The organism is Bordetella sp. H567 (genome assembly GCF_001704295.1).
In the GTDB taxonomy this organism is placed as follows: Bacteria; Pseudomonadota; Gammaproteobacteria; order Burkholderiales; family Burkholderiaceae_B; genus Bordetella_C.
Map to the genome: position 1 here is coordinate 3,352,137 of NZ_CP012334.1, position 23,228 is coordinate 3,375,364.

24 protein-coding genes and 1 pseudogene are annotated in these 23,228 nt (G+C 64.9%); 11 read left to right on the forward strand and 14 right to left on the reverse strand.

Annotated features, from left to right (window positions below; all coding sequences use genetic code 11):
• Nucleotides 1–101 precede the first annotated feature (101 nt).
• Nucleotides 102–1,031, forward strand: coding sequence for a LysR family transcriptional regulator (locus AKI39_RS15020; RefSeq protein ID WP_066637556.1), 930 nt, complete (start codon nt 102–104; stop codon nt 1,029–1,031).
• A gap of 106 nt (nt 1,032–1,137) precedes the next feature.
• On the opposite strand, the gene AKI39_RS15025 is transcribed toward AKI39_RS15020, so the two are convergent.
• The gene (locus AKI39_RS15025) at nt 1,138–1,875 is read right to left on the reverse strand and encodes an SDR family oxidoreductase (protein WP_066637559.1); all 738 of its coding nucleotides are present in this window, start codon (nt 1,873–1,875) and stop codon (nt 1,138–1,140) included.
• Between the two features lie 375 nt (nt 1,876–2,250).
• Here AKI39_RS15025 and AKI39_RS15030 point away from each other — a divergent pair, with 375 nt between their 5' ends.
• Complete coding sequence (locus tag AKI39_RS15030) at nt 2,251–2,457, forward strand: hypothetical protein (RefSeq protein WP_145925288.1); 207 nt, start codon at nt 2,251–2,253, stop codon at nt 2,455–2,457.
• A 21-nt stretch (nt 2,458–2,478) separates the two neighbouring features.
• Here AKI39_RS15030 and AKI39_RS15035 read toward each other — a convergent pair whose 3' ends face one another.
• Entirely contained in the window at nt 2,479–3,390 is a 912-nt protein-coding gene (locus AKI39_RS15035; RefSeq protein WP_066637564.1) for a LysR family transcriptional regulator, read from the reverse strand.
• A 217-nt stretch (nt 3,391–3,607) separates the two neighbouring features.
• On the opposite strand from AKI39_RS15035, the gene AKI39_RS15040 reads away from it, so the two are divergent.
• On the forward strand, nt 3,608–4,480 hold the full coding sequence (locus AKI39_RS15040) for an aldo/keto reductase family oxidoreductase (RefSeq protein WP_066637573.1): 873 nt from the start codon (nt 3,608–3,610) through the stop codon (nt 4,478–4,480).
• Nucleotides 4,481–4,547: 67 nt separating this feature from the next.
• Here the strand turns inward: AKI39_RS15040 and AKI39_RS15045 are convergent, their stop codons facing one another.
• Nucleotides 4,548–5,414, reverse strand: a complete 867-nt coding sequence (locus AKI39_RS15045; RefSeq protein WP_066637581.1) for an SDR family oxidoreductase — start codon at nt 5,412–5,414, stop codon at nt 4,548–4,550.
• A 161-nt stretch (nt 5,415–5,575) separates the two neighbouring features.
• Here AKI39_RS15045 and AKI39_RS15050 point away from each other — a divergent pair, with 161 nt between their 5' ends.
• The 3 genes from AKI39_RS15050 (at nt 5,576) to AKI39_RS15060 (ending at nt 8,063) form a co-directional block, all read left to right on the forward strand.
• Nucleotides 5,576–5,908 carry an ArsR/SmtB family transcription factor gene (locus AKI39_RS15050; protein ID WP_066637583.1) on the forward strand — a complete coding sequence of 111 codons (333 nt, stop codon included), beginning with the start codon at nt 5,576–5,578 and terminating at the stop codon, nt 5,906–5,908.
• Nucleotides 5,901–6,371 (forward strand): SRPBCC family protein, encoded by a 471-nt coding sequence (locus AKI39_RS15055; protein ID WP_066637586.1) that lies wholly within the window; start codon nt 5,901–5,903, stop codon nt 6,369–6,371. The genes AKI39_RS15050 and AKI39_RS15055 overlap by 8 nt, the downstream gene beginning before the upstream one ends.
• Before the next feature lie 153 nt (nt 6,372–6,524).
• Entirely contained in the window at nt 6,525–8,063 is a 1,539-nt protein-coding gene (locus AKI39_RS15060; protein WP_443102117.1) for a 3-deoxy-D-arabino-heptulosonate 7-phosphate synthase, read from the forward strand.
• A 35-nt stretch (nt 8,064–8,098) separates the two neighbouring features.
• Here AKI39_RS15060 and AKI39_RS15065 read toward each other — a convergent pair whose 3' ends face one another.
• Nucleotides 8,099–9,271 carry an MFS transporter gene (locus tag AKI39_RS15065; RefSeq protein WP_201258597.1) on the reverse strand — a complete coding sequence of 391 codons (1,173 nt, stop codon included), beginning with the start codon at nt 9,269–9,271 and terminating at the stop codon, nt 8,099–8,101.
• Nucleotides 9,272–9,446: 175 nt separating this feature from the next.
• Between AKI39_RS15065 and AKI39_RS15070 the strand changes: the two genes are divergently transcribed.
• Nucleotides 9,447–9,896: a winged helix-turn-helix transcriptional regulator gene (locus AKI39_RS15070; RefSeq protein ID WP_066637595.1), complete on the forward strand. Its 450-nt coding sequence runs from the start codon at nt 9,447–9,449 to the stop codon at nt 9,894–9,896.
• 33 nt (nt 9,897–9,929) lie between these two features.
• Here the strand turns inward: AKI39_RS15070 and argC are convergent, their stop codons facing one another.
• Nucleotides 9,930–10,859 carry an N-acetyl-gamma-glutamyl-phosphate reductase gene (gene argC, locus AKI39_RS15075; RefSeq protein ID WP_066637598.1) on the reverse strand — a complete coding sequence of 310 codons (930 nt, stop codon included), beginning with the start codon at nt 10,857–10,859 and terminating at the stop codon, nt 9,930–9,932.
• Between the two features lie 119 nt (nt 10,860–10,978).
• Here argC and AKI39_RS15080 point away from each other — a divergent pair, with 119 nt between their 5' ends.
• On the forward strand, nt 10,979–11,866 hold the full coding sequence (locus AKI39_RS15080; RefSeq protein ID WP_066637600.1) for a LysR family transcriptional regulator: 888 nt from the start codon (nt 10,979–10,981) through the stop codon (nt 11,864–11,866).
• Between the two features lie 24 nt (nt 11,867–11,890).
• On the opposite strand, the pseudogene AKI39_RS15085 reads toward AKI39_RS15080, so the two are convergent.
• The 4 genes and pseudogenes from AKI39_RS15085 to AKI39_RS15100 all read right to left on the reverse strand — a co-directional run.
• Nucleotides 11,891–12,244: pseudogene (locus AKI39_RS15085) on the reverse strand (YciI family protein); the annotation flags it as partial.
• Between the two features lie 182 nt (nt 12,245–12,426).
• Nucleotides 12,427–12,882, reverse strand: a complete 456-nt coding sequence (locus AKI39_RS15090) for a carboxymuconolactone decarboxylase family protein (protein ID WP_066637604.1) — start codon at nt 12,880–12,882, stop codon at nt 12,427–12,429.
• A 24-nt stretch (nt 12,883–12,906) separates the two neighbouring features.
• Entirely contained in the window at nt 12,907–13,368 is a 462-nt protein-coding gene (locus AKI39_RS15095; RefSeq protein WP_066637607.1) for a cupin domain-containing protein, read from the reverse strand.
• 37 nt (nt 13,369–13,405) lie between these two features.
• Nucleotides 13,406–14,308 carry an MBL fold metallo-hydrolase gene (locus AKI39_RS15100; RefSeq protein WP_066637609.1) on the reverse strand — a complete coding sequence of 301 codons (903 nt, stop codon included), beginning with the start codon at nt 14,306–14,308 and terminating at the stop codon, nt 13,406–13,408.
• Nucleotides 14,309–14,457: 149 nt separating this feature from the next.
• On the opposite strand from AKI39_RS15100, the gene AKI39_RS15105 reads away from it, so the two are divergent.
• Nucleotides 14,458–15,414: a helix-turn-helix domain-containing protein gene (locus AKI39_RS15105; protein WP_145925431.1), complete on the forward strand. Its 957-nt coding sequence runs from the start codon at nt 14,458–14,460 to the stop codon at nt 15,412–15,414.
• A 48-nt stretch (nt 15,415–15,462) separates the two neighbouring features.
• On the opposite strand, the gene AKI39_RS15110 is transcribed toward AKI39_RS15105, so the two are convergent.
• The 5 genes from AKI39_RS15110 to AKI39_RS15130 all read right to left on the reverse strand — a co-directional run bounded on the left by AKI39_RS15110 (nt 15,463) and on the right by AKI39_RS15130 (nt 20,338).
• Entirely contained in the window at nt 15,463–16,050 is a 588-nt protein-coding gene (locus tag AKI39_RS15110; protein ID WP_066637615.1) for a DJ-1/PfpI family protein, read from the reverse strand.
• Nucleotides 16,051–16,115: 65 nt separating this feature from the next.
• Nucleotides 16,116–17,069 carry a substrate-binding domain-containing protein gene (locus AKI39_RS15115; protein ID WP_066637617.1) on the reverse strand — a complete coding sequence of 318 codons (954 nt, stop codon included), beginning with the start codon at nt 17,067–17,069 and terminating at the stop codon, nt 16,116–16,118.
• 32 nt (nt 17,070–17,101) lie between these two features.
• Nucleotides 17,102–18,097 carry an ABC transporter permease gene (locus AKI39_RS15120; RefSeq protein WP_066637619.1) on the reverse strand — a complete coding sequence of 332 codons (996 nt, stop codon included), beginning with the start codon at nt 18,095–18,097 and terminating at the stop codon, nt 17,102–17,104.
• Nucleotides 18,063–19,655 carry a sugar ABC transporter ATP-binding protein gene (locus AKI39_RS15125; RefSeq protein ID WP_066637621.1) on the reverse strand — a complete coding sequence of 531 codons (1,593 nt, stop codon included), beginning with the start codon at nt 19,653–19,655 and terminating at the stop codon, nt 18,063–18,065. Before AKI39_RS15125 ends, AKI39_RS15120 begins: the two co-directional genes overlap by 35 nt.
• Complete coding sequence (locus AKI39_RS15130) at nt 19,652–20,338, reverse strand: GntR family transcriptional regulator (RefSeq protein WP_235610658.1); 687 nt, start codon at nt 20,336–20,338, stop codon at nt 19,652–19,654. Before AKI39_RS15130 ends, AKI39_RS15125 begins: the two co-directional genes overlap by 4 nt.
• A gap of 172 nt (nt 20,339–20,510) precedes the next feature.
• Between AKI39_RS15130 and AKI39_RS15135 the strand changes: the two genes are divergently transcribed.
• On the forward strand, nt 20,511–21,710 hold the full coding sequence (locus AKI39_RS15135) for an iron-containing alcohol dehydrogenase (protein WP_066637626.1): 1,200 nt from the start codon (nt 20,511–20,513) through the stop codon (nt 21,708–21,710).
• Between the two features lie 19 nt (nt 21,711–21,729).
• Complete coding sequence (locus AKI39_RS15140) at nt 21,730–23,193, forward strand: NAD-dependent succinate-semialdehyde dehydrogenase (protein ID WP_066637628.1); 1,464 nt, start codon at nt 21,730–21,732, stop codon at nt 23,191–23,193.
• Nucleotides 23,194–23,228 lie beyond the last annotated feature (35 nt).

Sequence of the window (23,228 nt, forward strand, 5' to 3'; positions counted from 1 at the left end):
GCCGGGCGACCTATCTCCAGAAGCGAATTAACGAGATACGGGATATCGATTCTAGTGATATGTGCTAAGCTGCCCCGGGGCTACTTCCCACCTGGTGCATCATGGACGTCGCGGATCTGAAAACCCTCGCTGCCGTCGCCAAGCACGGCAGCATGAACAAGGCGGCTGGCGAGCTGCATACCGTTCAGTCCAACGTCACGGCGCGCATCCGCGCGCTGGAAGACGAGATCGGCGTCCCGCTGTTCCAGCGCCACGCCCGCGGCGTCACCATCACGGCCGCGGGCCAGCGCATGCTGCCGTTCGTCGGCCGCATCGCAAAGCTGCTTGCCGAAGCGCACGCCGCTGCGCGGGACGACGGCGTGCCCGGCGGCGCCCTGGTGCTGGGCGGCCTGGAAACCACGACGGCGCTCAGGTTGACGCCCCTGTTGACGCAGTTCGCCCATGCCTATCCAGACGTCCGTTTGGCGCTGAGCACGGGCACCACCGCCGGGCTGCTGCGCGATGTCGTGGAGTGCCGCCTCGATGGGGCTTTCGTCAGTGGCCCGATCAATCATCCGGATATCCACCACGAAGCCATTTTCACGGAAGAACTGGTGCTGGTCACCAGCCCGGCCATCAGGTCCATCAAGGACCTGGCCAACATCGCCGACCTCAAAACCATCGTCTTCCAGCGCGGCTGTTCCTATCGCCAGCGCCTGGAAACCTTGCTTGCCGGCATGGGCATCGTCGTTGCGCGGCCGCTGGAATTCGGTTCCCTCGATGCCATCATCAGCTGCGCCGGCGCCGGCGTGGGCGTGACCCTGCTACCCCGCGGCGTGGTCGCGTCCGCCTTCGAAGCCGGCCGCGTTTCCATCCACCGGCTGCCTCGCGAACACGCGCGCGTGGAGACGGTATTCATCCGCCGCGCGGACGGCTATGTATCCAGCGCCCTGAGCGCTTTCCTGGGCATTGCCCGGCGCTTTCACCGCGTGCCGGAAAAGGACCGGGCGCCCGTGCCGATCTCGACACTGGCGCCCCGGAAGCGGGCCTAGGGCCGCGCGCACCGCTGCCTACCGCGCCACGCGCGCCCGCCGGACGGCGCGTCCACGATCCCGGCGATGGCGTTGGCCGCCAGGCTGGGAAGGCGCGGCCGGCGGATTAGATGACGCCGCCGTTGACGCGCAGCGTCTGGCCGTTGACCCACGCGCCGTCGGGACCGGCCAAGAAGGACACCGCGTTGGCGATATCGTCGGGCTGGCCCAGGCGTTCGAGCGGCGACATCCGGGCCAGGTTATCGATGGCCTCCTGCGGCTTGCCATCGAGGAACAGCGCGGTGGCGGTCGGCCCAGGGGCCACGGTATTGACCGTGATGTCGCGGCCGCGCAGCTCCTTGGTCAGGATGTGCGTCATGGCTTCGACGCCGGCCTTGGTGGCGGCATAGACCGCATAGGTCGGCGGGTACAGGCCCACGATGCTGGACGACAGGTTGATGATCCGGCCGCCGTTGCGCAGGCGGCGGGACGCTTCGCGCAAGGTGTTGAAGGTGCCCTTCAGGTTGATCGCCATTTGGCTGTCGAACAGTGCGTCATCGCTGTCGGCCAGCCGCGCCAGGCGCATGATGCCGGCATTGTTGACCAGCACGTCGACGCCGCCGTAGGCGGCTTCGGCGGCGTCGAACAGGCGCGCCACCGCGGCGGCGTCGGACACGTCGGCTTGCGCGGTGATGGCCCTGCCCCCGTCTTTCTCGATCTGGGCGGCCAGCTTCTCGGCTTCCGCCGCGCTACCGGCGTAGTTGATGACGACGGTAAAACCGTCTCGCGCCAGGCGCTTGGCGATCGCGGCGCCGATGCCGCGCGACGAGCCGGTGACAATTGCGACGTGGTTCTGGTTGGTCATGGCAGTTCTCCTGGGGGTTGTGAAGGCGCCGCGTCGTCGCGGCATGGGGAGAACTATGCACCCGGCCGGGATGAACATAATCCCATACGGATGACCATCACTGTTTCCGGTACAGCAACAATAGCCGGCGGGTGTTCCGCCAAGCCGGCCCTAAGGCCCGGCGCCCCGGGCTGCGGGGCCGGGCACCCCGGCGTCGAACCCATCGGCGTCCCGTCACCATGCGCCCCGGTCGGTGCAACCCCACGCGGCCCACGGTGACTCACCCACCCCGGCCGCCGCTGGCACTGACACGGGTACGCATGGCCATGCCCTGCCCGCCAAGTCGCCCGCTGGCTGGACGACCACCTTTGAACACCCACTTCCCCTGGAGCCTTCGTGCGTTCAATTTTGTCATCCATGGGCGTGATCGCCCTGGTATTCACCTCTGCCTGCACCTGGAAGGATGCCTACAACGTCGCGCAGAGCGTGGGGCAACCCCAATGTATCTACCTGGCGGATATGCAGGAGCGGCAGCAATGCATGAAGTCCCGCTCCATGTCCTACGACGCTTACGAAGGCGAACGCCAGAGACTGCGTCCATGAGGCGGCGCATCCGCGCGCGCGCTAGGGACGCAAGCCGGCCGGTGCCTTGACGAAGTCGACGAACGCTTTCAGCGGCGCCGGCATCAAGCGCCGGCCGGGGTAATACAGATACGGCCCGGAAAAGCTCGGCCACCACGGCGCCAGGACGGGTTCCAGCGCGCCGCTGTCCAGATGCGGCCGCAGCCACTGCTCGAACAGATAAATGATGCCGGCCCCACCGATCGCCGCGTCGACCAGCAGATCGACCGCCCCGCCTATCCGCACGATCAGCGGCCCGGTGGGCTCCAGCCGCATCGACTCGCCATCGCGCTGGAACTCCCAGGGCGGCATCGCGCCACTGGGAAAGCGGCCGCGCAAGCACGCATGGTTGACCAGATCCCGAGGGTGCTCCGGACGGCCATGGCGATCGAGATAGGCGGGCGAGGCAGCGGCCGCGAAATGCTGGACGCGCGGCCCGATCGGCACCGCGATCATGTCCTGCTCCAGGCGCTCCTCATAGCGTATGCCGGCGTCGCAGCCCGCCGCCAGTACATCGACGAAGCTTTCCTCGGCCACGACGTCCAGCAGGATGTCCGGATACGCGGCCAGGAAGGGCGGGACGATGGCGGGAAGCACCAGCCGGGCCACGCTCACCGGAACATTGAGCCGCAAGGTGCCCGCGGGCCTGTCGCGAAAGCCGTTCACCGTATCGAGCGCCGCTTCCATCTCGGTCAAGGCGGGCGACAGCCGCGCCAGCAGGCCCGCGCCCGCCTCGGTGGGCGCCACGCTGCGGGTCGTGCGATTGAGCAGCCGTACCCCGATCTGCGCCTCCAGGCGCCGCACCGCTTCACTCAGGCCCGAGGCGCTGACACCGTTCATCCGGGCCGCATCGCGGAAGCCACCGGCGCGCGCCACGGCCACGAAGGCATTCAGATCGTTCAAGTCGACTTTCACTGATCTTCCGGATCCGCTTTCAACGGGTGGTGCGGACCGAACTTCACCTCCGGATCCGCTGTGAGCGGGTGGCAAGGACTTCATCGCGGTCCGGATGCGGCATCGCGCCGCGCCCATCGTTCGAATTTACGCACAACCCGTACGGATTGTACGGGATTATCGGATGGCGCCAGACTCGCTATCTTGATCGCCTGCGTCAACGTCAAAGGAACAAACCATGTCCACCCTCGATGAAGCCGGGACCTACCCGCTGGGTAATCGCACCGTGAAACGCCTGGGCTACGGCGCCATGCAGCTTGCCGGCCCCGGCGTCTTCGGGCCGCCCAAGGACAGGGATGCAGCGCTGGCGGTACTGCGTGCAGCCGTCGCGGCCGGTGTGAATCACATCGATACCAGCGACTTCTACGGCCCGCATATCACCAACCAGCTGGTCCGCGAGGCGCTGGCGCCTTATCCGGACGACCTGACCATCGTCACGAAGATCGGCGCCCGCCGGGGCAGCGACGCATCCTGGCTGCCGGCATACGCCCCGGAGGAGCTGACCCAGGCGGTCCACGACAACCTGCGCAATCTGGGACTGGACGTGCTGGAGGTCGTCAACCTGCGCATCATGTTCGATACGCACGGGCCGGCCGAAGGCGCGATCGAGCCTTTCCTTGCTCCTCTCGCGCGGCTTCAGCGCCAGGGCCTGGTGCGGCACATCGGGCTGAGCAACGTCACCCCCGCGCAGGTGGCAGAAGGGCGCCGCATATGCGAAATCGTCTGCGTGCAGAACCACTACAACCTGGCGCATCGCGCCGACGATGCCTTGATCGATGCGCTGGGCCGCGCGGGCATCGCCTATGTGCCCTTCTTCCCGCTGGGGGGCTTCAGCCCGCTGCAGTCGTCCACGCTATCCGATGTCGCACGGAAGCTGCACGCCACGCCCATGCAGGTGGCGCTGGCCTGGCTGCTGCGGCGGGCACCCAACATCCTGCTGATACCCGGCACATCCTCGGTCGCGCACCTGCATGAGAATCTTGCCGCCGCCGCGCTGCAGCTGCCCGACGAAGCCATGCAGGCACTCAACGGCATAGTGGCACGGGCTTGAGCCGAAGCCGCCCATGAGCAGGTCCGACCGGCCGCGTCGCAGGGCAAGGTGGCGCTGGAGGCGGCATTCAAATAATGGGCGATCCGCCGGTCACCGCGATCGTCGCGCCGGAGATATAGCTGGCTTCGTCGGAGGCCAGCATCACATAGGCGGGGGCCAGTTCGGCCGGCTGTCCCGGGCGCTTCATCGGTACCTGCTTGCCGAATTGCTGCACTTTCTCCGGCGGCATGGTGGATGGGATCAAGGGCGTCCAGATGGGACCGGGTGCGACGCAGTTGGCCCGGATGCCCTTCTCCGCCAGCAACTGAGCCAAGCCACCGGTGAAATTCTGGATCGCGCCCTTGGTCGTGGCATAGGCAATCAGCCCGGGATTGGGATGGTCGGCATTGATCGACGTCGTGTTCACGATGGAGGCGCCCGGCTTCATGTGCTTGACCGCCGCCCGGGTGATCCTGAACATCGCCCCGATATTCGTATCGAAGGTCTTGTCCCATTCCTCGTCGCTGATATCTTCGAGCGAGGGATAGGTCATCTGATAGGCCGCATTGTTGACGAGCACATCGAGCCGTCCGAATTCCCGGACGGCTCTTTCCACGATCTCCGTGCAATGCGCGGGATCGGTGATGTCGCCGGCCAACAGCACAGCCTTGCGGCCCGCCTGCTCCACCCAGCGGGCAGTCTCCCGCGCGTCGTCGTGTTCGTTCAGATACGAGATCAGCACATCCGCGCCTTCGCGCGCGAACGCGATCGCCACTGCGCGGCCGATGCCGCTGTCGCCACCGGTGATGATGGCGGCCTTACCGGTAAGCCGTCCGGAACCTCGGTAGGTTTTCTCGCCGTGATCCGGCTGGGGCGTCATCTCGGCTGTCTGGCCCGGCGTGTGGTCTTGCTGTTGGGTGTCAAAAGGTGGGGTTGGGCGTTGCGCATCGGTCATGGCCGTCTCCAGAAATAGCAGGGGATGGGCGTCGGGCAAGAAACGCACCCGCTACAGGGCGGAAGCAACCCGCGGACCCGCCACGCACCGCTGAATGCGCTTGACAGGCAAGTCTATACTTGCATATTATTCATGCAACCAAGTACTTGCGTATTTTCCACATGGCGGAGCGCCACGATACCGACCTCCTGTTCAAGGCCCTGGCCGATCCCAGCCGCCGCAAGCTGCTGGACCTGCTGCATGCGCACGACGGCCGGACACTGAACGAATTGTGCGAACACCTGGACATGACGCGGCAGGGCGTGACGCAGCACCTGGCCCTGCTGGAAGCGGCGAACCTGGTCGCCACCGTACGGCGCGGCCGCGAGAAATTGCACTTCCTCAATCCCGTGCCGCTGCAGGAAATCTACGAACGCTGGATCGCCAAGTTCGAGAAGCCGCGCCTGAAGGCGCTTTCAGACCTGAAACACCGCCTGGAGAAAACCGATGACTAAATCGACCTTCGTATACGTCACCTACATCCGCACCACGCCGCAAAAGCTGTGGTCCGCGCTGACCGACGCGGAATTCATGAAGCAGTACTGGTTCGGCATGCACTGCGAAAGCGAGTGGACGGCCGGTGCCTCCTGGAAGCTGGTGTCCGGCGACGGCGCGCAGATCTACGACGACGGCGAAATCCTGGAGGCCGACCCGCCCCGCCGCCTGGTGATCCGGTGGCAACACCAGAACCGGCCCGAGCTCAAGGCGGAAGGCCCGTCGCTATGCACGATGGAACTACACGCCGATGGCGAGGCGGTCAAGCTCTCCATCACCCACACCATCGAGCGCGAGCATTCCAAGCTGATCGAGGCCGTGTCCGGCGGGTGGCCCAAGATTCTCTCCAACCTGAAGTCCCTGCTGGAGACGGGCGCGATCGTTCTGCCAGACCCCTACCCCAGCAAGGGCGGCAACGCTTGAGACGCCCGGCGTTCCAGGACTCGCGCATCCGGCGGGGCTCGCCAGTTGCTCCTACCCTGCGCCATGTTCCCGGTTCCCCGCCCTTCCTTGCTTGAGCAGGTTCTGCGCAACGTCGCGCGCCGGTATCGCCTGCCGCCGATACCGGCGCCTGGGATGCCTGTGCCGCCTTCGCTGCCAACGTCGCCTTCGTCCCCCGTGGCCGCGGGTCAGGCGCCTGGTCCTGCCGCGACGCTGGCCCTTGCCCTCGAGCATGCCCGCGTGGCCATGGAGCGCGGCGAAACACCGGACGCCGCGCTCAAGCCACTATTCCTGGAGGCGCTGGCCCGCATGATCCATGACGCGATGCAGGCCGAGCATGGGGATCCTGTCTTCCAGGCCATGGTGCTGCGGCACCGGTTGCCGCGGGTGCGCGAGTACGCATCGCTGTCCGCCCATGCCGATCGCGATCAGCGCCGAGTTCGCGCCATGGTCGACGCCGTCGCCCATCCCGGCAAGGCGCAAGCACGCGGTGCCGGTCCCGAACGCATGGCACTGGCGCGACTGCACGCCCTGGCGTCATCGGCCGCCTGGGCGGCGCTTGCCGACAGCGCGCGGCATCTGGCGGGCATGCCGCGGATCTCCAGCGATGCGCCACTGTTGCGCGGCCTGCAAAAGCTGCTCGACGATCCGGCGCTGGCGCGCTTGCAGCGTGTGGCGGAACTGGCATCGGACGAAGCGGTGCAGCGGCATCAGGCGCTGCTTGACCGCAACGGCCCGCGTGCGGGCAGCCCCGAGGCAAGCGCACAAGGCTGGACGACACAGCGCCGCGGCGCGGCGGTCGAGGCATCGGCCGCGCGAGTACTGGCCGCCCTTGCCCAACGACTCAATGACACTGAGCAAGGGCACGACCTCTACCGTGTCGTGACGTCCATGCGCGTGCCGGCGTCGATACCGGGCAACGCGGAGCGGGCCAAGTCGGAATGGGACGCCGTGCTATTGCGACGCGCACCGCCCCTTCGTCCGGCATCGGACCACGAAGCGAATCTCGCGGACGACTTCCGGGCCGCCGCCGCCCCGGGCACCCCAAGCCCCGGAATCGTCAACGAGAAACCTTCCGCGCCGGCCGGCGCGCCATGCGGCTTGGCCTCAGCGCCCCGTTGGGACATCTGCCTGCTTGTGGAGGCCAAGGCATCCATCGATGCGGCCGCCACGGATTTCCCCCGCCTGCTGCGCGGCCTGCGCCTGCTGGCGCACGCCGATGCGACCAGCGTTTATCCCTTCGAGACCCAGCAAGGCGTGGTGTGCCTGCGTGGTGCCTCATTGAAAGCGCTGAAAGCGGATGCCGACGATCCGGCCGGCACGGTGCTCTACTGCTGTGACGTCCCCACCGATACAAGCACCCGCGTGCTCAGCGCGGCCAGCCGCATGCAGCTGCTCTGCGCACAGGGCAGCCTGGTCTACGCCAGCCGGCTGGCGGAGCAGCAATCCGTGGCCCACGCCAACGGGCGCGGGGAACGGCGGTCCGTGGACCACGCCAACGGGCTTGCGGACCAGCAGTCCCTGGATTACCACGATCTGGAACCTGTCTGGGACGAGCTGCTGGCCTCGCCTCGATGGCACGGGGTGCTGCACCAGTACGCGACCCTGCGGCGCGCCCGCGCATTGATGGTAAACGTCGAGGACCTGGCCGCCGCCATCGACGGCGCGGCGTAGCGCCGATGCTTGTGGCGGAGGACATCCGCGGATGCCTACCGTCGCGGTCCCGGCATCGCGCGCAGCGTGGCGGCCCAGAAGAGCATCGCCACCAAACTGACCGTTGCCCCGAGCATGCACACGCCTTGCCAGCCAGCATGGGCATAAGTCACGGTCGCGCTGATCGAACCCAAGCCACTGCCGACCGCATAGAAAAGCATGTACAGGCCAACCAGCCGGCCGTGGGCCTGCGGGCGAGTGCGCAAGATCATGCTCTGGCTGGTCACGTGCAAGGCCTGCCCGCCGAGGTCCAGCAAAACGATACCGGCCAGCAAGCTCCACAGTGAGCGGTCCATCAGCGAAAGCGGCCACCATGCCAGCAAGAGGACAGCGAGCGCGACGGCGCTGGTGCGCTGGCCAAAACCTTTATCGGCCCATTGCCCCGCACGCGCGGCCGCCAGCGCGCCCGCCACGCCCGCCAGCCCAAACGCGCCGATGGCGGTATGCGAAAAGCGCCAGGGCGGCGCGCTCAGCGGCAACACCAGCGCGCTCCAGAAGATATTGAAAGCCGCAAACATTAACAATGCGAGCACGCCGCGTATCTGCAGCACCCGCTCCTCGCGCAGCAAAGTCAGCATGGAGGCAATCAGCCGGGCATAGCGCAGGCCGTCCGGCGCGGGCGTCAACTTGGGCAATCGCCGCCACAGCGGCAGGCCGAGTCCCACCATCAAGCCCGCCGAACACAGATACACGCCCCGCCAGCCAAGCAGATCGCTGACCGCGCCGGCAAATACGCGCGCGAGCAACAGGCCAATGAACACGCCGCCCTGGGCCGCGCCTACTACCCTGCCCTGTTCGCCATGGCCGGCCGCGCTGGCCGCATATGCGATTAGCCCCTGGGTCATCGCCGTGCCGAGCAAGCCCACGGCCAGCATGCCCGCCAGCAGTACGGCCGTGGAGCCTGCCAGCGCGACCACGCAAAGCGCAAGCACCAAGGCCAGCAACTGCGCGACAACAAGACGGCGGCGATCCACCCGGTCGCCGAGCGGGACCAGCAGCAGCAAGGCGAGCGCGCAACCGGCCTGCGTGGCCGTGACGATGCCGCCGACCGCGGCATGGCTGATGCGGAAGTCCATCGCCAACGCATCCAGCAAAGGTTGCGCATAGTACACATTGGCCACGCTCAAGCCGCTGGCGGCCGCGAAAAGCAGCACTAGGCCGTCCGGCATGTTCGCCGGCTTGGCGGCCGCCAGCGCTTTGCGCGGCGTCGGGAAGCAGATCGTCATGGATACAAACCAGTTTCGATTAAAAACTGGTTGAATGGTAGAGCAGGCAGTTTTAAACTGCAACCAGATAGCGCCCCGTTCCCCTCGAACGAGCGATTCTTCATCGGAGAAAAGCGAAATGCCGCCCCGCAAGCCCATGACCGAGGAGACGTGCCCCGTCGCCCGCACCGTCGATGTGGTTGGCGACCGCTGGTCCCTGCTGATCGTGCGGGATGCGTTCGACGGCATGCATCGCTTCGGTGACTTCCAACGCAGCCTGGGCATGGCCCGTAATATCCTCTCCGATCGCCTGCACCGGCTGGTCCAGGCCGGGATCCTGGAAACGCGGCCCGCATCGGATGGCAGCGCTTACCAGGAATACGCCCTGACCCCAAAGGGCGAAAGCCTTTTTCCGGTCGTGGTGGCACTTCGGCAATGGGGCGAACAGCACCTGTTCTCCCGCGACGAGCCGTACTCCAGGTTGCTCGACAGGAAGACGGGTAAGCCCATCCCTTTCATGGCCCCGTTGGACAGCCGCGGCGCCGAATTGCTGCCGGAAAAAACCGAAGTACGGAAAGTGCCGCGATAGCGGTCCTGGCCACGGCGGCATCCGCCGGACGCTTCACATCGCGCCCAGCATCAACTCCAGGTTCTGCACTGCTGCTCCGGACGCGCCTTTGCCAAGATTGTCGAAGACGGCGGATAAAAGCACCTGGCCGTGCTCCTCATTCACGAATACGCCGATGCGAAGGTCATTGGTTCCGTTCAATGCCTGCGGATCGAGATGGGTCATGGCCTGCGCATCCGCGAGCGACATCACGTGGACGTGACGTTCGTCCGCATAATGCCGAGCCAGGCAGGCATGCAGGCGTTCGCCGTCGACACCGGCCGGCAGCAGCCGCAGCTCGATCGGCACGGTCAGGACGATGCCCTGCCGGTATGCGCCATAGGCCGGCACGAAGAACGGACGGCTTGCCAAGCCCGCGTGCTGCTGCATTTCCGGGGTGTGCTTGTGTTCCAACGCCAGGCCATACACCTGGGACGGCGGCACGCGTGGCGTACCGCTGGACTCGTGCGCGTCGATCGCGGCTCTTCCCCCGCCGGAATAACCAGATATGGCGGAAATGGCAACCGGGTAGTCGCGCGGCAGCAGGCCAGCCTGCGCCAGCGGGCGCAGCAGGGCGATGGCTCCCGTCGGATAGCAGCCGGGATTGGTCACCCGCCGGGCCTGGGCGATCCGCTGCGCCTGTCCCTGGGCCATCTCCGGAAAGCCATACACCCAATCCGGCTGTGTGCGATGCGCCGAGCTCGCGTCGATCACGCGCACCTCCGGATTCCGGATGAAGCCGACTGCCTCGCGCGCGGCCTGGTCCGGCAGGCAAAGGATGGCGATGTCGCAGTCGTTGATGGCTTGTGCGCGGCGCTGCGGATCCTTGCGCTCCCCCGGCGGCAAGGTCAGCAGACGCAAGTCGGCGCGATCGCGCAGGCGGTCATGGATGTGCAGGCCCGTCGTGCCCTGGTCGCCGTCGATGAATACAGTGGGGAAGTTCATGGTATCGCGCCCTCGCCTTCGATCCTGGTGGCAATACCGTATCTTCCGCGTTCCCCTAGAATAGGAAAAGTTGAATTTCATGACGATGCAGTTCAGATTTCCTGAATCGGAGAACCAATATGCGCGAGATCAGCCTGGACCGCCTGCGTACGCTGGTGGCGATCGCCGACCACGGGTCTTTCGCGGCCGCGGCCCGATTGCTGAACCTTGCACCGCCGACCGTCAGCCTGCACATCGCCGATCTCGAAAGCCGTATCGGCGCATCCCTGCTGACCCGGCAGCGGGGCAACGTGCGGCCATCGGCGGCGGGGGAAATGCTGGTGGAGCGGGCGCGCCGGCTGCTGGCCGAGGTCGAATCGACGCTGGATGACGTCAGCCGGCAGGTGCAAGGGCTGGCGGGGCGGGTGCGCCTGGGTGCCTCCACCGGCGCGATCGCGCATCTGCTGCCCCAGGCAGTCGCGCGGCTTCGTCAGGGCCATCCCGACATCGACGTGCAGATCTCGGTGCTCACCTCGCAGGACACGCTGGCGCGCCTGGCGCAAGGCAAGCTGGACGTGGGCCTGGTCGCCTTGCCGCAAGCCCCCGTCGCGGGACTATCGATCCGACCGTGGCGGCGCGATCCTGTCATGGCGTTTTTGCCGGCCGACTGGCGCGCTCCCGCGCGCATGACACCCGCATGGCTGGCGGCGCGGCCACTGATTCTTAACGATGCAAGCACGCGCCTGTCCCGGCAGACGTCGGAATGGTTCGCCGCTGGCGGTCATCGGCCCGTGCCCCGCATCGAGCTGAACTACAACGACGCAATCAAGAGCCTTGTCGCCGCGGGCTATGGGGCGGCGCTCCTGCCGCACGAGGCCGGAGCGCCGCAGCCGGATCCGCGTATGGCGCTGCGCGCACTGCGCCCTGCCCTTTGGCGTGAACTCGGTATTGCCCACCGCGCCGGGCCGGCCGAGCGCGCGACGCAGCACGTACTGGATGCCCTGTGGGAATTCAAGGCGCGCGGCTGACGCCGATCCCGGCCGAGGTCATTGGAAGTCAGACATCTCATACAGCGGCCGGATCTCGATCTCGCTAGGCCCGGGCATCGGATTGGGGCAGCGCTTCACCCAGGCGACGGCCTCGTCCATGTCCTTGACCTCCCAAAGCCAGAAGCCGGCAACCAGCTCACGGGTCGCTGCAAACGGGCCGTCGATGACCGTGCGGTCGGGCCCATCGAATGCCACGCGCTTGCCCTGCGAGGAAGGCTTTAGCCCGTCGGCGGCGCGCATGATGCCGGCATTGATCAAGGCCTGGTTGAACCTGCCCATCGCCTCGAACATCTCTGCCTTGGGGAGCAAACCCTTTTCGCTGTCCTCTGTCGCTTTCACTAGCACCATCACACGCATGTCCGTCTCCTTGTTGGAACGAGGCCCGATCGGCCTGGCATTGGAACGACGAACGGGGTGATGGGAAATCGACATCACCCCTATTTCACGTGAACGACCCAGGCGGGTTGCCCAAAACCGGCATTTCGCCACCTGGTGCCCGGCGGCCAAGGCCAGCTATTTCTTTCGGGCCCTCGCCCGCCTCACTGCTCCAGCACCGCTTGAGGCGTGTTGCGGAAACTGATCGCCATGCGGTTATAGGTGTTCATCAGGCTGATGGCGATCGTCAGATCCACCAGTTCCCGCTCATCGAACACCGCACGCGCGGCTTCATAGGCGTCGTCCGGAACACCGGTTTCCGCAACCTTTGTCACGGTTTCCGCCCATGCCAAGGCGGCACGTTCGCGGTCATCAAACACCTTGCCGCCTTCGCGCCATGCCTGCACCAACGCCAGCTTTTCGACCTTCACACCGCGCTTCAGCAAATCGCGGGTGTGCATGTCCAGGCAATAGGCGCAATTGTTGATCTGCGATACGCGAAGGTAAGCCAGATCCACCAGCACGGGTGAAAGGCTGCTCTGCATCACATAACCGTAGACGCCACCGAGAGCCTTGCTGCCCTCCGGCGCGACCTGGTTGTAATCGAGACGCTTGCTCATGTCCTTGCTCCTTGAAGCACTAGATTATTTGACCGGAGTGGTCAAAGCCTTGTCGTCGGTATCCACCACGAATACCGCAAGCAGCTTCGCCGGCTTGGTCTTGCTCGCATTGCGGCTTACGCGGTGCAGCGCGCCGGGCTCTTCGAAAAAGCTTTCACCGGCGTGATAGACGCGCTTTGGGCCGTCATTCACCTGCGACTCGATCTCGCCCGACAGAACGTACGCATAGATGAATGCGGACTTCGCATGCTCATGCGTGGGTGACGTCCCGCCGGGTCCATAGTCGACGACCACGGCGATCAGCGACTTGCCGGGAATGTTGGGGATGACGTGACTGAAGTTCGGCGTGACAGTCTCCGCATCGCCATGGGCGATCGCAGGCGACGCGATGGCCAACGCAGCGGCAGCGCAGCCGGCGGCGAGAATGGAGCGGATGCTGACGATACGGCGTGTAGAGGTCTTTCGCACGTTTACGCTATTCGACATGAGGATTCCTTTGTGGGGCTATGGATGCAATGATCGATCAGAAGCGGTAGGACTCGCCGTCTTCGGGCACCAGCACGCGCTGCGCGCTCATTCCCTTCTCGGAAATGTAGTCGCGCAGTTCCTTGCGCGATTGGGTGCAATGGGCAAGTGCTTCCATGTGGCTGGCGACTACCTTGGCATTGGGCAAGGCCTGGTAAGCGCGATAGAGGTCTCCCTTGCCCATGATGAAAGCGCCGTCATAACCGACCAGGCGTCCATAACAGGCGTTGACGATCATGACATCGGGCCGGTATTGCTGGATTGCATCCTCGACATACCGGTTCCATACCGTATCCCCGGCGACGTACACCGTCTTGTATCCGGGCCGCTCGAACACGACTCCCGAGGACTGGCCCAGGCGTTTCCCGCGCCCGGCCAACATCTCGTCACTGCCGTGCTGGCCCGCGGTCTTGCTCAGGCGCGTCCCGTTGAAGTCGACATTGGCCGTCAGCACGCGCACGTTTTCGAAACCGTACTTGCGGATGCTCTCGGCGTCCTCTTCGCTCTGCGCGAAGATTGGGATGTTCTTGGGCAGGCTGCGCTTGGCCTCGTCATCCCAGTGATCATAGTGCTGCGTATGGGTGACGATAACGGCGTCGGCCTTGATCACTTCGCTCAACGGCATGGGCAGCTCTACCAGCGGATTCCTGAGTTGGCTGTTGTAAGTGCCTTCGAACCCCTGGTATGCGCCTTTCCTGGCCAGCATGGGGTCGATCAGGAAGGTCGTGCCGGCGTACTCAACCTTGATCGTCGCATTGCGGATCTGCGTGAATTGCACGGCTTGGGCGCCGGGCGTGGGCGCCTTCTGGGCGGCGGTGCCGGCGGAAACGGTACCGGTGCCGGCGGACAGCAGGAGTGCGCACGCGGCAACGGTACGAGGCAAACGGTTCAGGATCTTCATGGGAGCAGGCCGTCGGTTTTCGTACGGGGAAGAGAGGGTTCTCCCCATGGCCTCTATTCTGTGAATATCCGGCGGACGGGGATAGCGTCCCGAAGGCCAACGTTCGATATAATTGGGCCATGCGCAAAAAAGCCCCCTCCCCTCGCCGCATGAAGGTCGCCGTCATTGCCTTCGACGGCATTACCCCTTTTCACCTCGCGGTGCCTTGCCTGATTTTCGAAGGCAACGCCCAAGACCCTGGGGTGTCGGGTTTCGAGGTCGTCGTCTGCGCCGCGGGCCAGGCGCCGCTGCGCACGACGGCCGGTTTCTCCATCGACACGTCGTGCGACCTTTCCGCCGCGGATTCCGCGGACTTGGTGATCATGCCGTCCTGGCACGATGACTGCCGCGAAGCACCGGCGGACTTGCTGAAAACACTGGAGCGGGCGCACCGCCGCGGCGCCAAAGTGGTCGGTTTGTGCCTGGGCGCGTTCCCCCTGGCCGAAGCGGGCTTGCTGGACGGCAAAAGCGCCACCACTCACTGGGAGTGCGCGGACATACTGGCGCAACGGTATCCCAAGATAAAAGTGGATCCGGATGTCATGTATGTCGACGAAGGCGATGTCGTCACCTCGGCGGGCGTGGCGGCGGGCATCGACTGCTGCCTGCATCTATTGCGCCAGATCTCCGGCGCGGAGGTCGCCAACCGGCGCGCCAGAAGACTGCTGATCGCTCCGCACCGGCAAGGGGGACAGGCGCAGTTCATCGAACGGCCATTGCCGGTCACCGAGAGCGACGGCCGGCTCTCCCGGGTGCTGGCATGGGCCACGCAGCACCTGGACCAAGCCCACACCATAGAATCGCTCGCCGAGCGCGCGGCCATGAGCCGCCGCAACTTCACCCGTCATTTCCGCCAGACGACCGGCACGTCGTTCAAGCAATGGATATTGAGCCAGCGGGTGGCGCATGCCCAGCATATGCTGGAAAGCAGCGATGCTTCGATCGAGATGGTCGCGCAGGAAGCGGGGTTTGGCTCGGGGTTGTCGCTCAGGCAGCATTTCCGGACCGCGCTTCGCATCTCGCCATCGGCCTATCGCAAGCAGTTCCGGGCCGGTGTATCCGGCTGATCGCGCCAAGGGCAGCAACGGGGTGGGGGCCAACCCACCCCGACGCCATCAGCCATGCGTGATCCGGGTGCCGAGCACCTTCAAGCATTCCCGCATGAAAGCGGCAAGTCCTGTCCAGCCCTTGGCGGAAACCAGATTTCCATCGGTATAGGCTTGGTTCGGCTCGACGTCGATGAATGTGCCCCCCACGGCCGTGACCTCGGGCTCACAGGCTCCCAGACCGGCGACCTTCCTTCCCTTCAGCACCCCGGGAACCGCCATCAGTATCTGCACGCCATGGCAGATGGTGAAAATCGGCTTCCCGGCCTCATGGAAATGGCGCACCATGTCCTGCACGCGTCTATCGGTGCGGATGTATTCGGGGCCACGGCCCCCCGCCGCGTAGACCGCGTCATATTCCTCCACCTTCACTTCGGAAAAAGTCTTGTTGATCTCGGCGTAATGGCCCGGCTTCTCGGTATAGGTCTGGTCACCCTCGAAATCATGCAGCGAAGTCTTGATCCGGTCGCCCGCCTTCTTGTCGGGGCAGACGACATGGACCACATGGCCGACCGCCTCCATGCCTTGCTGAAAGACATAGATTTCATATTCCTCGGTGAATTCGCCGGTGAGCATGAGGATCTTCTTGCCGTTCATATCGTGTCTCCTGTTGTCATGGTATGGCCGCGGCGCCAGGCTCCAGCCCGGCACCGCGGGAATGATCAGAACGGCGATTTAGGAAAATAGAACTGGTCCGCGTTCTTGGCCGTGATCAAGGGCGCGTCGAGCAGGAACGAGCCTCGCATCGGCGCCTGCCCCCTGAATTGGCTCGCCGTCATATACATCGCCGACTTGATCATTGAGGGCGGATAAGGCGTGGAAATCGGCGTGCGCTTATTGCCTGCCTTCACCATCTCGATGACCTGCTTCATGCCGTTGCCGCCGAGCGCGTACTTGATGTCCGTACGGTGCGCCTGGTCGATGGCTTCGATGACTCCCAGCAGCATGTCGTCGTCGTTGGCCCACACCGCGTCGATCTTCGGATACTTGGAGAGGTAATCCTGCATCAACTTGAATGCCTCGTCCTGGTTCCAGTGGGCATACTGGATATCGAGTATCTTGATTTTGGTCTTGGCGATGACGTCGGTGAAGCCTTTGATGCGCTCGTCGTCGATCACGGTCGGAATGCCGCGCAGCACGACGATCTGGCCCTGCCCTTCCAGCTGTTCCGCCAGCCAGTGCGCGGTGTTCGCACCGACGGCGATGTTGTCGCCGGCGACGTAGAGATCCTGCACCGAAGGATCGGTAAGGCCGCGATCCACCACGGAAATGAACGTCCCCTTGGCCTTGATCTGCTGCACCGGGCCCGTCAGCTCCTCTGAAGTGAAAGGGAGGATGACAAGCGCATCAAGCTTACGGGTAGCGGAAAGATCTTCCAGCGCCGCCACCTGCGCGGTGGCCGATGACGCGGTCGTGACCACCACGTCGATGTTCGGGAAGGCAGCCTCGATTTCCTTGGCTGCCTGCTCCGCGTGATAGACCACTCCACCCGTCCAGCCGTGGGTTGCGGCCGGTATGGAAACCGCGATGGTGACCTTCTCTGCGTGCGCCGATGCTACCCCTAGCGCCAACCCGATCGCCAGGGTAGCGATGGACTTTGCCATTATTGCTTTCATTTTTGTCTCCTCCTTGGATGTACTACGTCTTTTCAACCGCTGCGAGTAAAACGATGCGCAAGCATGGCGATGATGATGATCGCTCCTTGCACGGCGGCAATGAGGTACTCGGAAACCATGTCGGACAGGACCATGACGTTCGCGATGATCTCCAGAATGAGCGCGCCCGCCACGCTCCCCCAGATACGCCCTCTGCCTCCGCGCAGCAGGGTGCCTCCGATGACGACGGCGGTAATGACCTGCAGCTCCCATAGCTGCCCCGTTGTAGGCGTGGCGGCACCCAGCCGGGGCACGTAGCAGATCGCCGCGGCAGCGACGCACAGCCCCTGTATCACGTACGCAAGGGTGCGAACGCGGTTGACATTGACGCCTGAAAAACGCGCCACATCGGCGTTCGAGCCGGACGCCGTCAGGCGGCGGCCATATTTCGTGCGATAAAGCGCGAACGCGCCGACAAGCACCACGGCCAGCGTGATCAGCACCGGATACGGGATGCCGAACGCATTACCGAAATAGACGGGACGATAGGCTTCCCTCAGGCTGCGGTCGATCGGCAGCGAACCGCCGTTGGTCATGAAGGTGATGAAGGCGCGGAAGATCCCCATGGTGCCGAGTGTCACGATGAAGGGCTCTATTCGTCCGACCGTCACGATCAAGCCGTTGACCAGGCCGCACAAGGCACCGACCACGACCGCCACACACGCGCCCATCGGGATTGCCCAATTGCCGAAGGAGGGGGCCAACCCGTTCATGGTCATGATCATGATGCCCGTGACGAACGCCATCATCGATCCCACCGACAGATCGAGTCCTCCGGACGAAATGACGAACGTGGCCCCGACCGCGATGATCGCGACAAAGGCGCTACGCGTAATGACGTTGGCCAGATTGGCCGCCGAGGTGAAATTGGAATTTATCAGCGCACCCAACAGCAGAATGACGGCGAGTGCGATGAACGGCGCGAAATCAGCCCAGCGGATACGGTCGCGGTCGTCAGCCTTCGCGACGGTTGCGGTCGCTGTGGTCATGTGAGTTTTCCCCCCAGGTGCCAAGGCCGCCGGTGGTGGCAGCGTAGACGATGTTTTCTTCGCTGATCTCGTCGCCTTCGAACTCAGCGACAATACGTCCCGCCCGCATCACCAGGACCCGGTCGGCAAGCCCGACCAATTCCTGCATTTCCGACGATATGACGATGCAGGCCTTGCCCGATCGGACCAAGGCGTCGATATATCCGTAGATCTGGCTCTTGTTGCCGATATCCACGCCGCGCGTCGGTTCGTCGATGATGATGATCGACGGCTCGGCCATCATCACCTTGGCCAGCAGCAGCTTCTGCTGGTTTCCTCCCGAGAGCTTGCCGGCCTCGAGCGTCAACGCACGCGCGCGTATGTCGTAGTCCGAGACGGCCTTGCGCAGCGCCGCGGCTTCCGCCTTCCTGTCGAGCACCCCGCCAGGATGGACGCGGTCCAATGCGTGCAAGGTCAGGTTGGGCGCCAGCCGCTCGTCCAACAGCAGTCCTTTGCCCTTGCGGTCCTCGGTAAGGTAGACAATGCCAGCCTGCATCAGGGTGGCGACAGAGCGGCTGGCGATGGGCCGGTCATTCAGCACGACCGCCGCGGCATGAGACGGGCGCAGGCCCATCAGGCCCTCCATCAGTTCCGTACGCCCCGAGCCGATCATGCCGCCGATGCCCAGCACTTCCCCGGCCCTCACGCTGAACGACGCCTTCGTCGTCCCGCGATCCACTTCAAGGTCGGTAACGGACAGGATGGGAGGCGCCATCGCGACGGCACGCTTGGGTGGGTAAAGCTTTTCGAGCTTGCGCCCGACCATCAACTCGGCCATTTCGCGCTGGCCCAGCTCCGCTGCCGGCCAGGTGCCCACCATGCGCCCGTCGCGCAGCACGGTGACCCGATCGGCCAGCGCATGCACCTCGTCAAGGCGGTGCGAGATGTACAGCACCGCGACGCCTTGGTCGCGCAGGCGGCGCACGATATCCAACAGCGCCGCAACCTCTTCGTTCGCCAGGACGGCTGTGGGCTCGTCGAAAATGACGACCTTGCGCTCATACAACAGCGCTCGTGCAATCTGCACCAGTTGCCGCTGCGCGAGCGGCAGGTCGGCCACCCGGTCGCGGGGCCGCGCGACCGCACCAACGCGCGCGAGCAGGTCGGCCGTTCGGCGGTTCATTTCCCGGTCGTCTACCGCCAGGCCCCGTACGATCTCATGCCCGAGGAACAGGTTCTGTGCCACCGTCAGATCCGCGGCCAGCAGGATCTCCTGGTGGATGAGGACGATGCCCGCCTTTTCCGCCTGAACGGCATTGGCGAACAGCACCGGCTGCCCGTCCATGTCCATCTTCCCGGCCGTGGGCGCGACATGGCCGGACAGCAATTTCATCAGCGTGGATTTGCCCGCGCCATTCTCGCCGATGACTGCATGCACTTCGCCAGCCCGGATATCGAGCGTCACGTTCGACAGGACCGTAATGGCCCCGTACGCCTTGCAGAGGCCTTCGGCCCGCAAGGCGACAGCGGTCGGCGCGGTGTGCGCTTCGACGGCGCGCAATGGCAACGGCGCGCTCATTCGAAGGCGGAAAGAAGGCGATCACGCGAGCGCTGAATGTGCTCGTACATCGCGGCATAGGCCGCGTCCGGATCGTGCGCCCGGAACGCGGCGAGCAGATTCTCGTGTTCCTGCAAGGCCTCCTGGGTGACGCGCGAGTGGAACATCAAGCGGAAGATATGAAGATGGACATGCAGGTTGAACAGCGTCGTACGGATGACTTCGTTGCCCGCGATCTTCATGATCTCGTCGTGGAAATTGGCATCGGTCCGCGCGAACCGGGAATAGCGAGTATTGCGGTCGATCGGAGGTTCCCCATTGCCCATGTCCGCCGCCGAGTTTTCAAGCACCTGCAACGATTCGGGCGTCATATGGAGCGCGGCCAGCCTGGCGGCTTCGGGTTCGAGAAGCAGGCGGAATGCATAGAGATCCTCGAACTGCTTGCGCGTCCATTGCGGTGCCGCGCTGTAGCCGATGAGATGTTCCTTGCGTACCAGCCCTTCGCGTTCTAGGCGGCTGAGCGCCTCGCGCACTGGGGTTTGCGATACGCCCAGTTCGCGCGCGAGCACGTCGATCGGAATACGGGCCCCGGGGGGAATCTCCAGCGACATCAGCTTGTGGTAGACGCTGTCATAGACGCCGTCCACCACACTGCTGGGCCGCAGGTTGACCGGCTTGCCTTCCCGTTCGGCAAGGAACGTCACATCCATTCTCCTGAAAACGTCCATGTGGGCGGGGCCATTCTCGCGCGGCGAATATTTGATGTCAAATTAAATATCCTATACGATCCGATATACGATTTGCCGCAACCCATCAGGCGACGAGATCGGCGCGCCCCGCCGCCGCTCTCTCCGCCCACCACAAAGGAATAACGGCATGTATTCATTCGGCACGATCAGGGCACCTCGCGAACTGATATTCGGCTTTGGCCAACGACACGCGTTGGCTTCCATCGCCAGCAAGCTGGGGCGAAGGCCGCTGCTCGTCACGGATGCTCGCCTGGCTGGCGATGAAGACTTCCTGGCCATGGCCAGCCAACTCGAAAAAGCCGGCCTGGCCGTCAAGGTGGACAGTTCGACCCTGCCCGATGTGCCTGTGGACGCTGCCATGGCCAGCGCCGCTGCCGCGCGCGCCTTCGCACCGGATCTTGTCATCGGCGTCGGCGGTGGATCGTGCCTGGACATGGCCAAGTGCGTGGCCCTCCTGTTGGCGCACGGCGGCCAACCGCAGGACTACTACGGCGAACACAAGGTGCCGGGGCCCATCATGCCGCTGATCGCCATCCCGACCACGGCAGGAACCGGTTCCGAAGTCACGCCGGTGGCCGTCCTGTCGGATACGGCCCGCAGCCTGAAGGTCGGCATTTCCAGTCCCTACCTTGTTCCGACCGTTTCCATCTGCGACCCGGACCTCACCCTGAGTTGCCCGCCCAGCCTGACAGCCATCTCCGGCGCCGATGCCATGACGCATGCCATCGAGGCGTTCACCGCGATCCGCCGCCCCCCTGTTCCCGGCATCGCACAGGAGCGCGTCTTCGTCGGCAAGAACGACCTCTCGGACCATTTCGCGCTGGGCGCCATCACGCTTCTCTGGCAGGGCCTGGAGACCGCCTGCCGGGAAGGATCGAATCGCGCGGCGCGGGCAAACGTGATGATGGGCGCGACGCTTGCCGGCCTCGCCTTCGGCGTGGCGGGCACGGCGGCGGCGCACGCCATCCAGTATCCGGTGGGGGCCTTGACGCATACCGCGCACGGCACCGGTGTCGCCTGCCTGATGCCTTATGTCATGGCCTGGAACGCTCCCGCGATTCAGCAAGAGCTCGGGCAGCTCGCCGCAGCCATGGGCCTGCCCGCCGCGCGAGACGTCATCCCTGCAGTGGCCGCGCTTTTCGAGAGGATAGGGATTCCGACGACGCTGCGCGATCTCGGGCTGGACAAGGAGCGCATCGACTGGGTCGCGGAGCAAAGCTGCGGCATCAGCCGGCTGATCCAGAACAACCCTCGACCGCTGTCCCTGCCCGACATGCAAACCGTCGTCAGGGCCGCCTATGCCGGCGATCGCGCCGCCTTGAACTAATCCAACCAGGACCTGCAGCATGATCCCCTACCCCGAGCTCTCCGGCTACGCCGCCCCTGCCCTGCACGCCCACGGGCTCTACATCGGCGGAACCTGGCAACAAGGCGGCGGTATCCCGGTCTTGAATCCGTCCACGGGAGATGTCCTGGCGGAAGTACCGGATGCCAGCACGGAAGATGCCATGCGGGCGGTGGCCGCCGCCGAGGCCGCGGCGCCCGCATGGCGCGCCACGCCTGCGCGCCGGCGCTCCGAAATCCTGAGCCGCTGGTTCCAACTGATGTCCGAACATGCGGAAGAGATCGCGACATTGATCGCGCTGGAAAACGGCAAGGCGCTGCCCGATGCCCGCGGCGAGGTTGCCTATGCCGCCGAGTTCTTCCGCTGGTATGCCGAAGAAGCCACCCGCATCCCGGGCGAATACCGGCATACGCCGTCGGGTTCGCACACGATCCTGGTCGATCACGAACCCATCGGCATCGCCGTGTTGATCACGCCGTGGAATTTTCCCGCCGCGATGGCCACGCGCAAGATCGCCCCCGCCCTGGCGGCCGGTTGCACCGTCATTCTGAAACCCGCCTCGGAAACCCCATTGACGGCCTATGCCATGGCCCGCCTGGGCGCAGAGGCCGGCGTGCCGCCTGGCGTCGTCAACGTACTGACCACACAGAACCCCGCCGACGTGACCAACGCCATGCTGGCCGACCCGCGGGTGCGTAAGCTGTCGTTCACCGGTTCGACGGCGGTCGGCCGTACCCTGCTGGCCGAAGCCGCCAAGCGCGTGGTGAGCTGCTCGATGGAGCTGGGCGGCAATGCGCCGTTTATCGTCCTGGACGATGCCGACCTGGACGCGGCGCTCGATGGCGCCATGGTGGCCAAGATGCGCAATGCCGGAGAAGCCTGCACCGCGGCCAACCGCTTCTATGTCCAGGCCGGCATCCATGACGACTTCGTCAAGGGGCTGACCGCCCGCATGGGCGCCCTGCGCATCGGCGCCGGCTACGACCCGGCCACGCAATGCGGGCCGATGATCACACGCAGAGCGATCGAGAAAATCGACCACCTCGTCTCGACCGCGGTCCGACTGGGTGCGCGCGTCACTACCGGTGGCGCGCCGCTGCCCGGCCCTGGCTATTTCTATCCCCCCACGGTCCTGGAAAACGTCCCCGCGGGCGCCCGGATCGCGCGCGAGGAAATATTCGGCCCCGTCGCCCCCATCTACCGATTCGAGACCGAGGACGAGGCGGTCCAGCTGGCCAACGATACGGAGTATGGCCTGGCGGCCTACCTCTACACGCGTGACTTGAAGCGCGCCATGCGGCTAGGCAAGCGCCTGGAGACCGGCATGCTGGGAATCAATCGTGGCCTGATGTCGGATCCGGCGGCACCGTTCGGAGGCGTAAAGCAGAGCGGGCTTGGGCGCGAAGGCGGCGTGACGGGCATCCTGGAATTCATGGAACCGAAATACTATGCCGTGGAGTTCTAGGGTTTCGGCGCCGAAAGCATGGATACGGATCACAA

Coding starts and splice junctions, on each gene's coding strand:
- AKI39_RS15125 (WP_066637621.1), bottom strand. CDS start 19,655: ATGAGCGCGCCGTTGCCATTGCGCGCCGTCGAAGCGCACACCGCGCCG.
- AKI39_RS15140 (WP_066637628.1), top strand. CDS start 21,730: ATGATCCCCTACCCCGAGCTCTCCGGCTACGCCGCCCCTGCCCTGCAC.
- AKI39_RS15095 (WP_066637607.1), bottom strand. CDS start 13,368: ATGTCGAATAGCGTAAACGTGCGAAAGACCTCTACACGCCGTATCGTC.
- AKI39_RS15060 (WP_443102117.1), top strand. CDS start 6,525: ATGCCTGTGCCGCCTTCGCTGCCAACGTCGCCTTCGTCCCCCGTGGCC.
- AKI39_RS15135 (WP_066637626.1), top strand. CDS start 20,511: ATGTATTCATTCGGCACGATCAGGGCACCTCGCGAACTGATATTCGGC.
- AKI39_RS15020 (WP_066637556.1), top strand. CDS start 102: ATGGACGTCGCGGATCTGAAAACCCTCGCTGCCGTCGCCAAGCACGGC.
- AKI39_RS15120 (WP_066637619.1), bottom strand. CDS start 18,097: ATGACCACAGCGACCGCAACCGTCGCGAAGGCTGACGACCGCGACCGT.
- AKI39_RS15080 (WP_066637600.1), top strand. CDS start 10,979: ATGCGCGAGATCAGCCTGGACCGCCTGCGTACGCTGGTGGCGATCGCC.
- AKI39_RS15110 (WP_066637615.1), bottom strand. CDS start 16,050: ATGAACGGCAAGAAGATCCTCATGCTCACCGGCGAATTCACCGAGGAA.
- AKI39_RS15040 (WP_066637573.1), top strand. CDS start 3,608: ATGTCCACCCTCGATGAAGCCGGGACCTACCCGCTGGGTAATCGCACC.
- AKI39_RS15070 (WP_066637595.1), top strand. CDS start 9,447: ATGCCGCCCCGCAAGCCCATGACCGAGGAGACGTGCCCCGTCGCCCGC.
- AKI39_RS15045 (WP_066637581.1), bottom strand. CDS start 5,414: ATGACCGATGCGCAACGCCCAACCCCACCTTTTGACACCCAACAGCAA.
- AKI39_RS15025 (WP_066637559.1), bottom strand. CDS start 1,875: ATGACCAACCAGAACCACGTCGCAATTGTCACCGGCTCGTCGCGCGGC.
- AKI39_RS15100 (WP_066637609.1), bottom strand. CDS start 14,308: ATGAAGATCCTGAACCGTTTGCCTCGTACCGTTGCCGCGTGCGCACTC.
- AKI39_RS15115 (WP_066637617.1), bottom strand. CDS start 17,069: ATGAAAGCAATAATGGCAAAGTCCATCGCTACCCTGGCGATCGGGTTG.
- AKI39_RS15055 (WP_066637586.1), top strand. CDS start 5,901: ATGACTAAATCGACCTTCGTATACGTCACCTACATCCGCACCACGCCG.
- AKI39_RS15050 (WP_066637583.1), top strand. CDS start 5,576: ATGGCGGAGCGCCACGATACCGACCTCCTGTTCAAGGCCCTGGCCGAT.
- argC (WP_066637598.1), bottom strand. CDS start 10,859: ATGAACTTCCCCACTGTATTCATCGACGGCGACCAGGGCACGACGGGC.
- AKI39_RS15105 (WP_145925431.1), top strand. CDS start 14,458: ATGAAGGTCGCCGTCATTGCCTTCGACGGCATTACCCCTTTTCACCTC.
- AKI39_RS15065 (WP_201258597.1), bottom strand. CDS start 9,271: ATGCCGGACGGCCTAGTGCTGCTTTTCGCGGCCGCCAGCGGCTTGAGC.
- AKI39_RS15090 (WP_066637604.1), bottom strand. CDS start 12,882: ATGAGCAAGCGTCTCGATTACAACCAGGTCGCGCCGGAGGGCAGCAAG.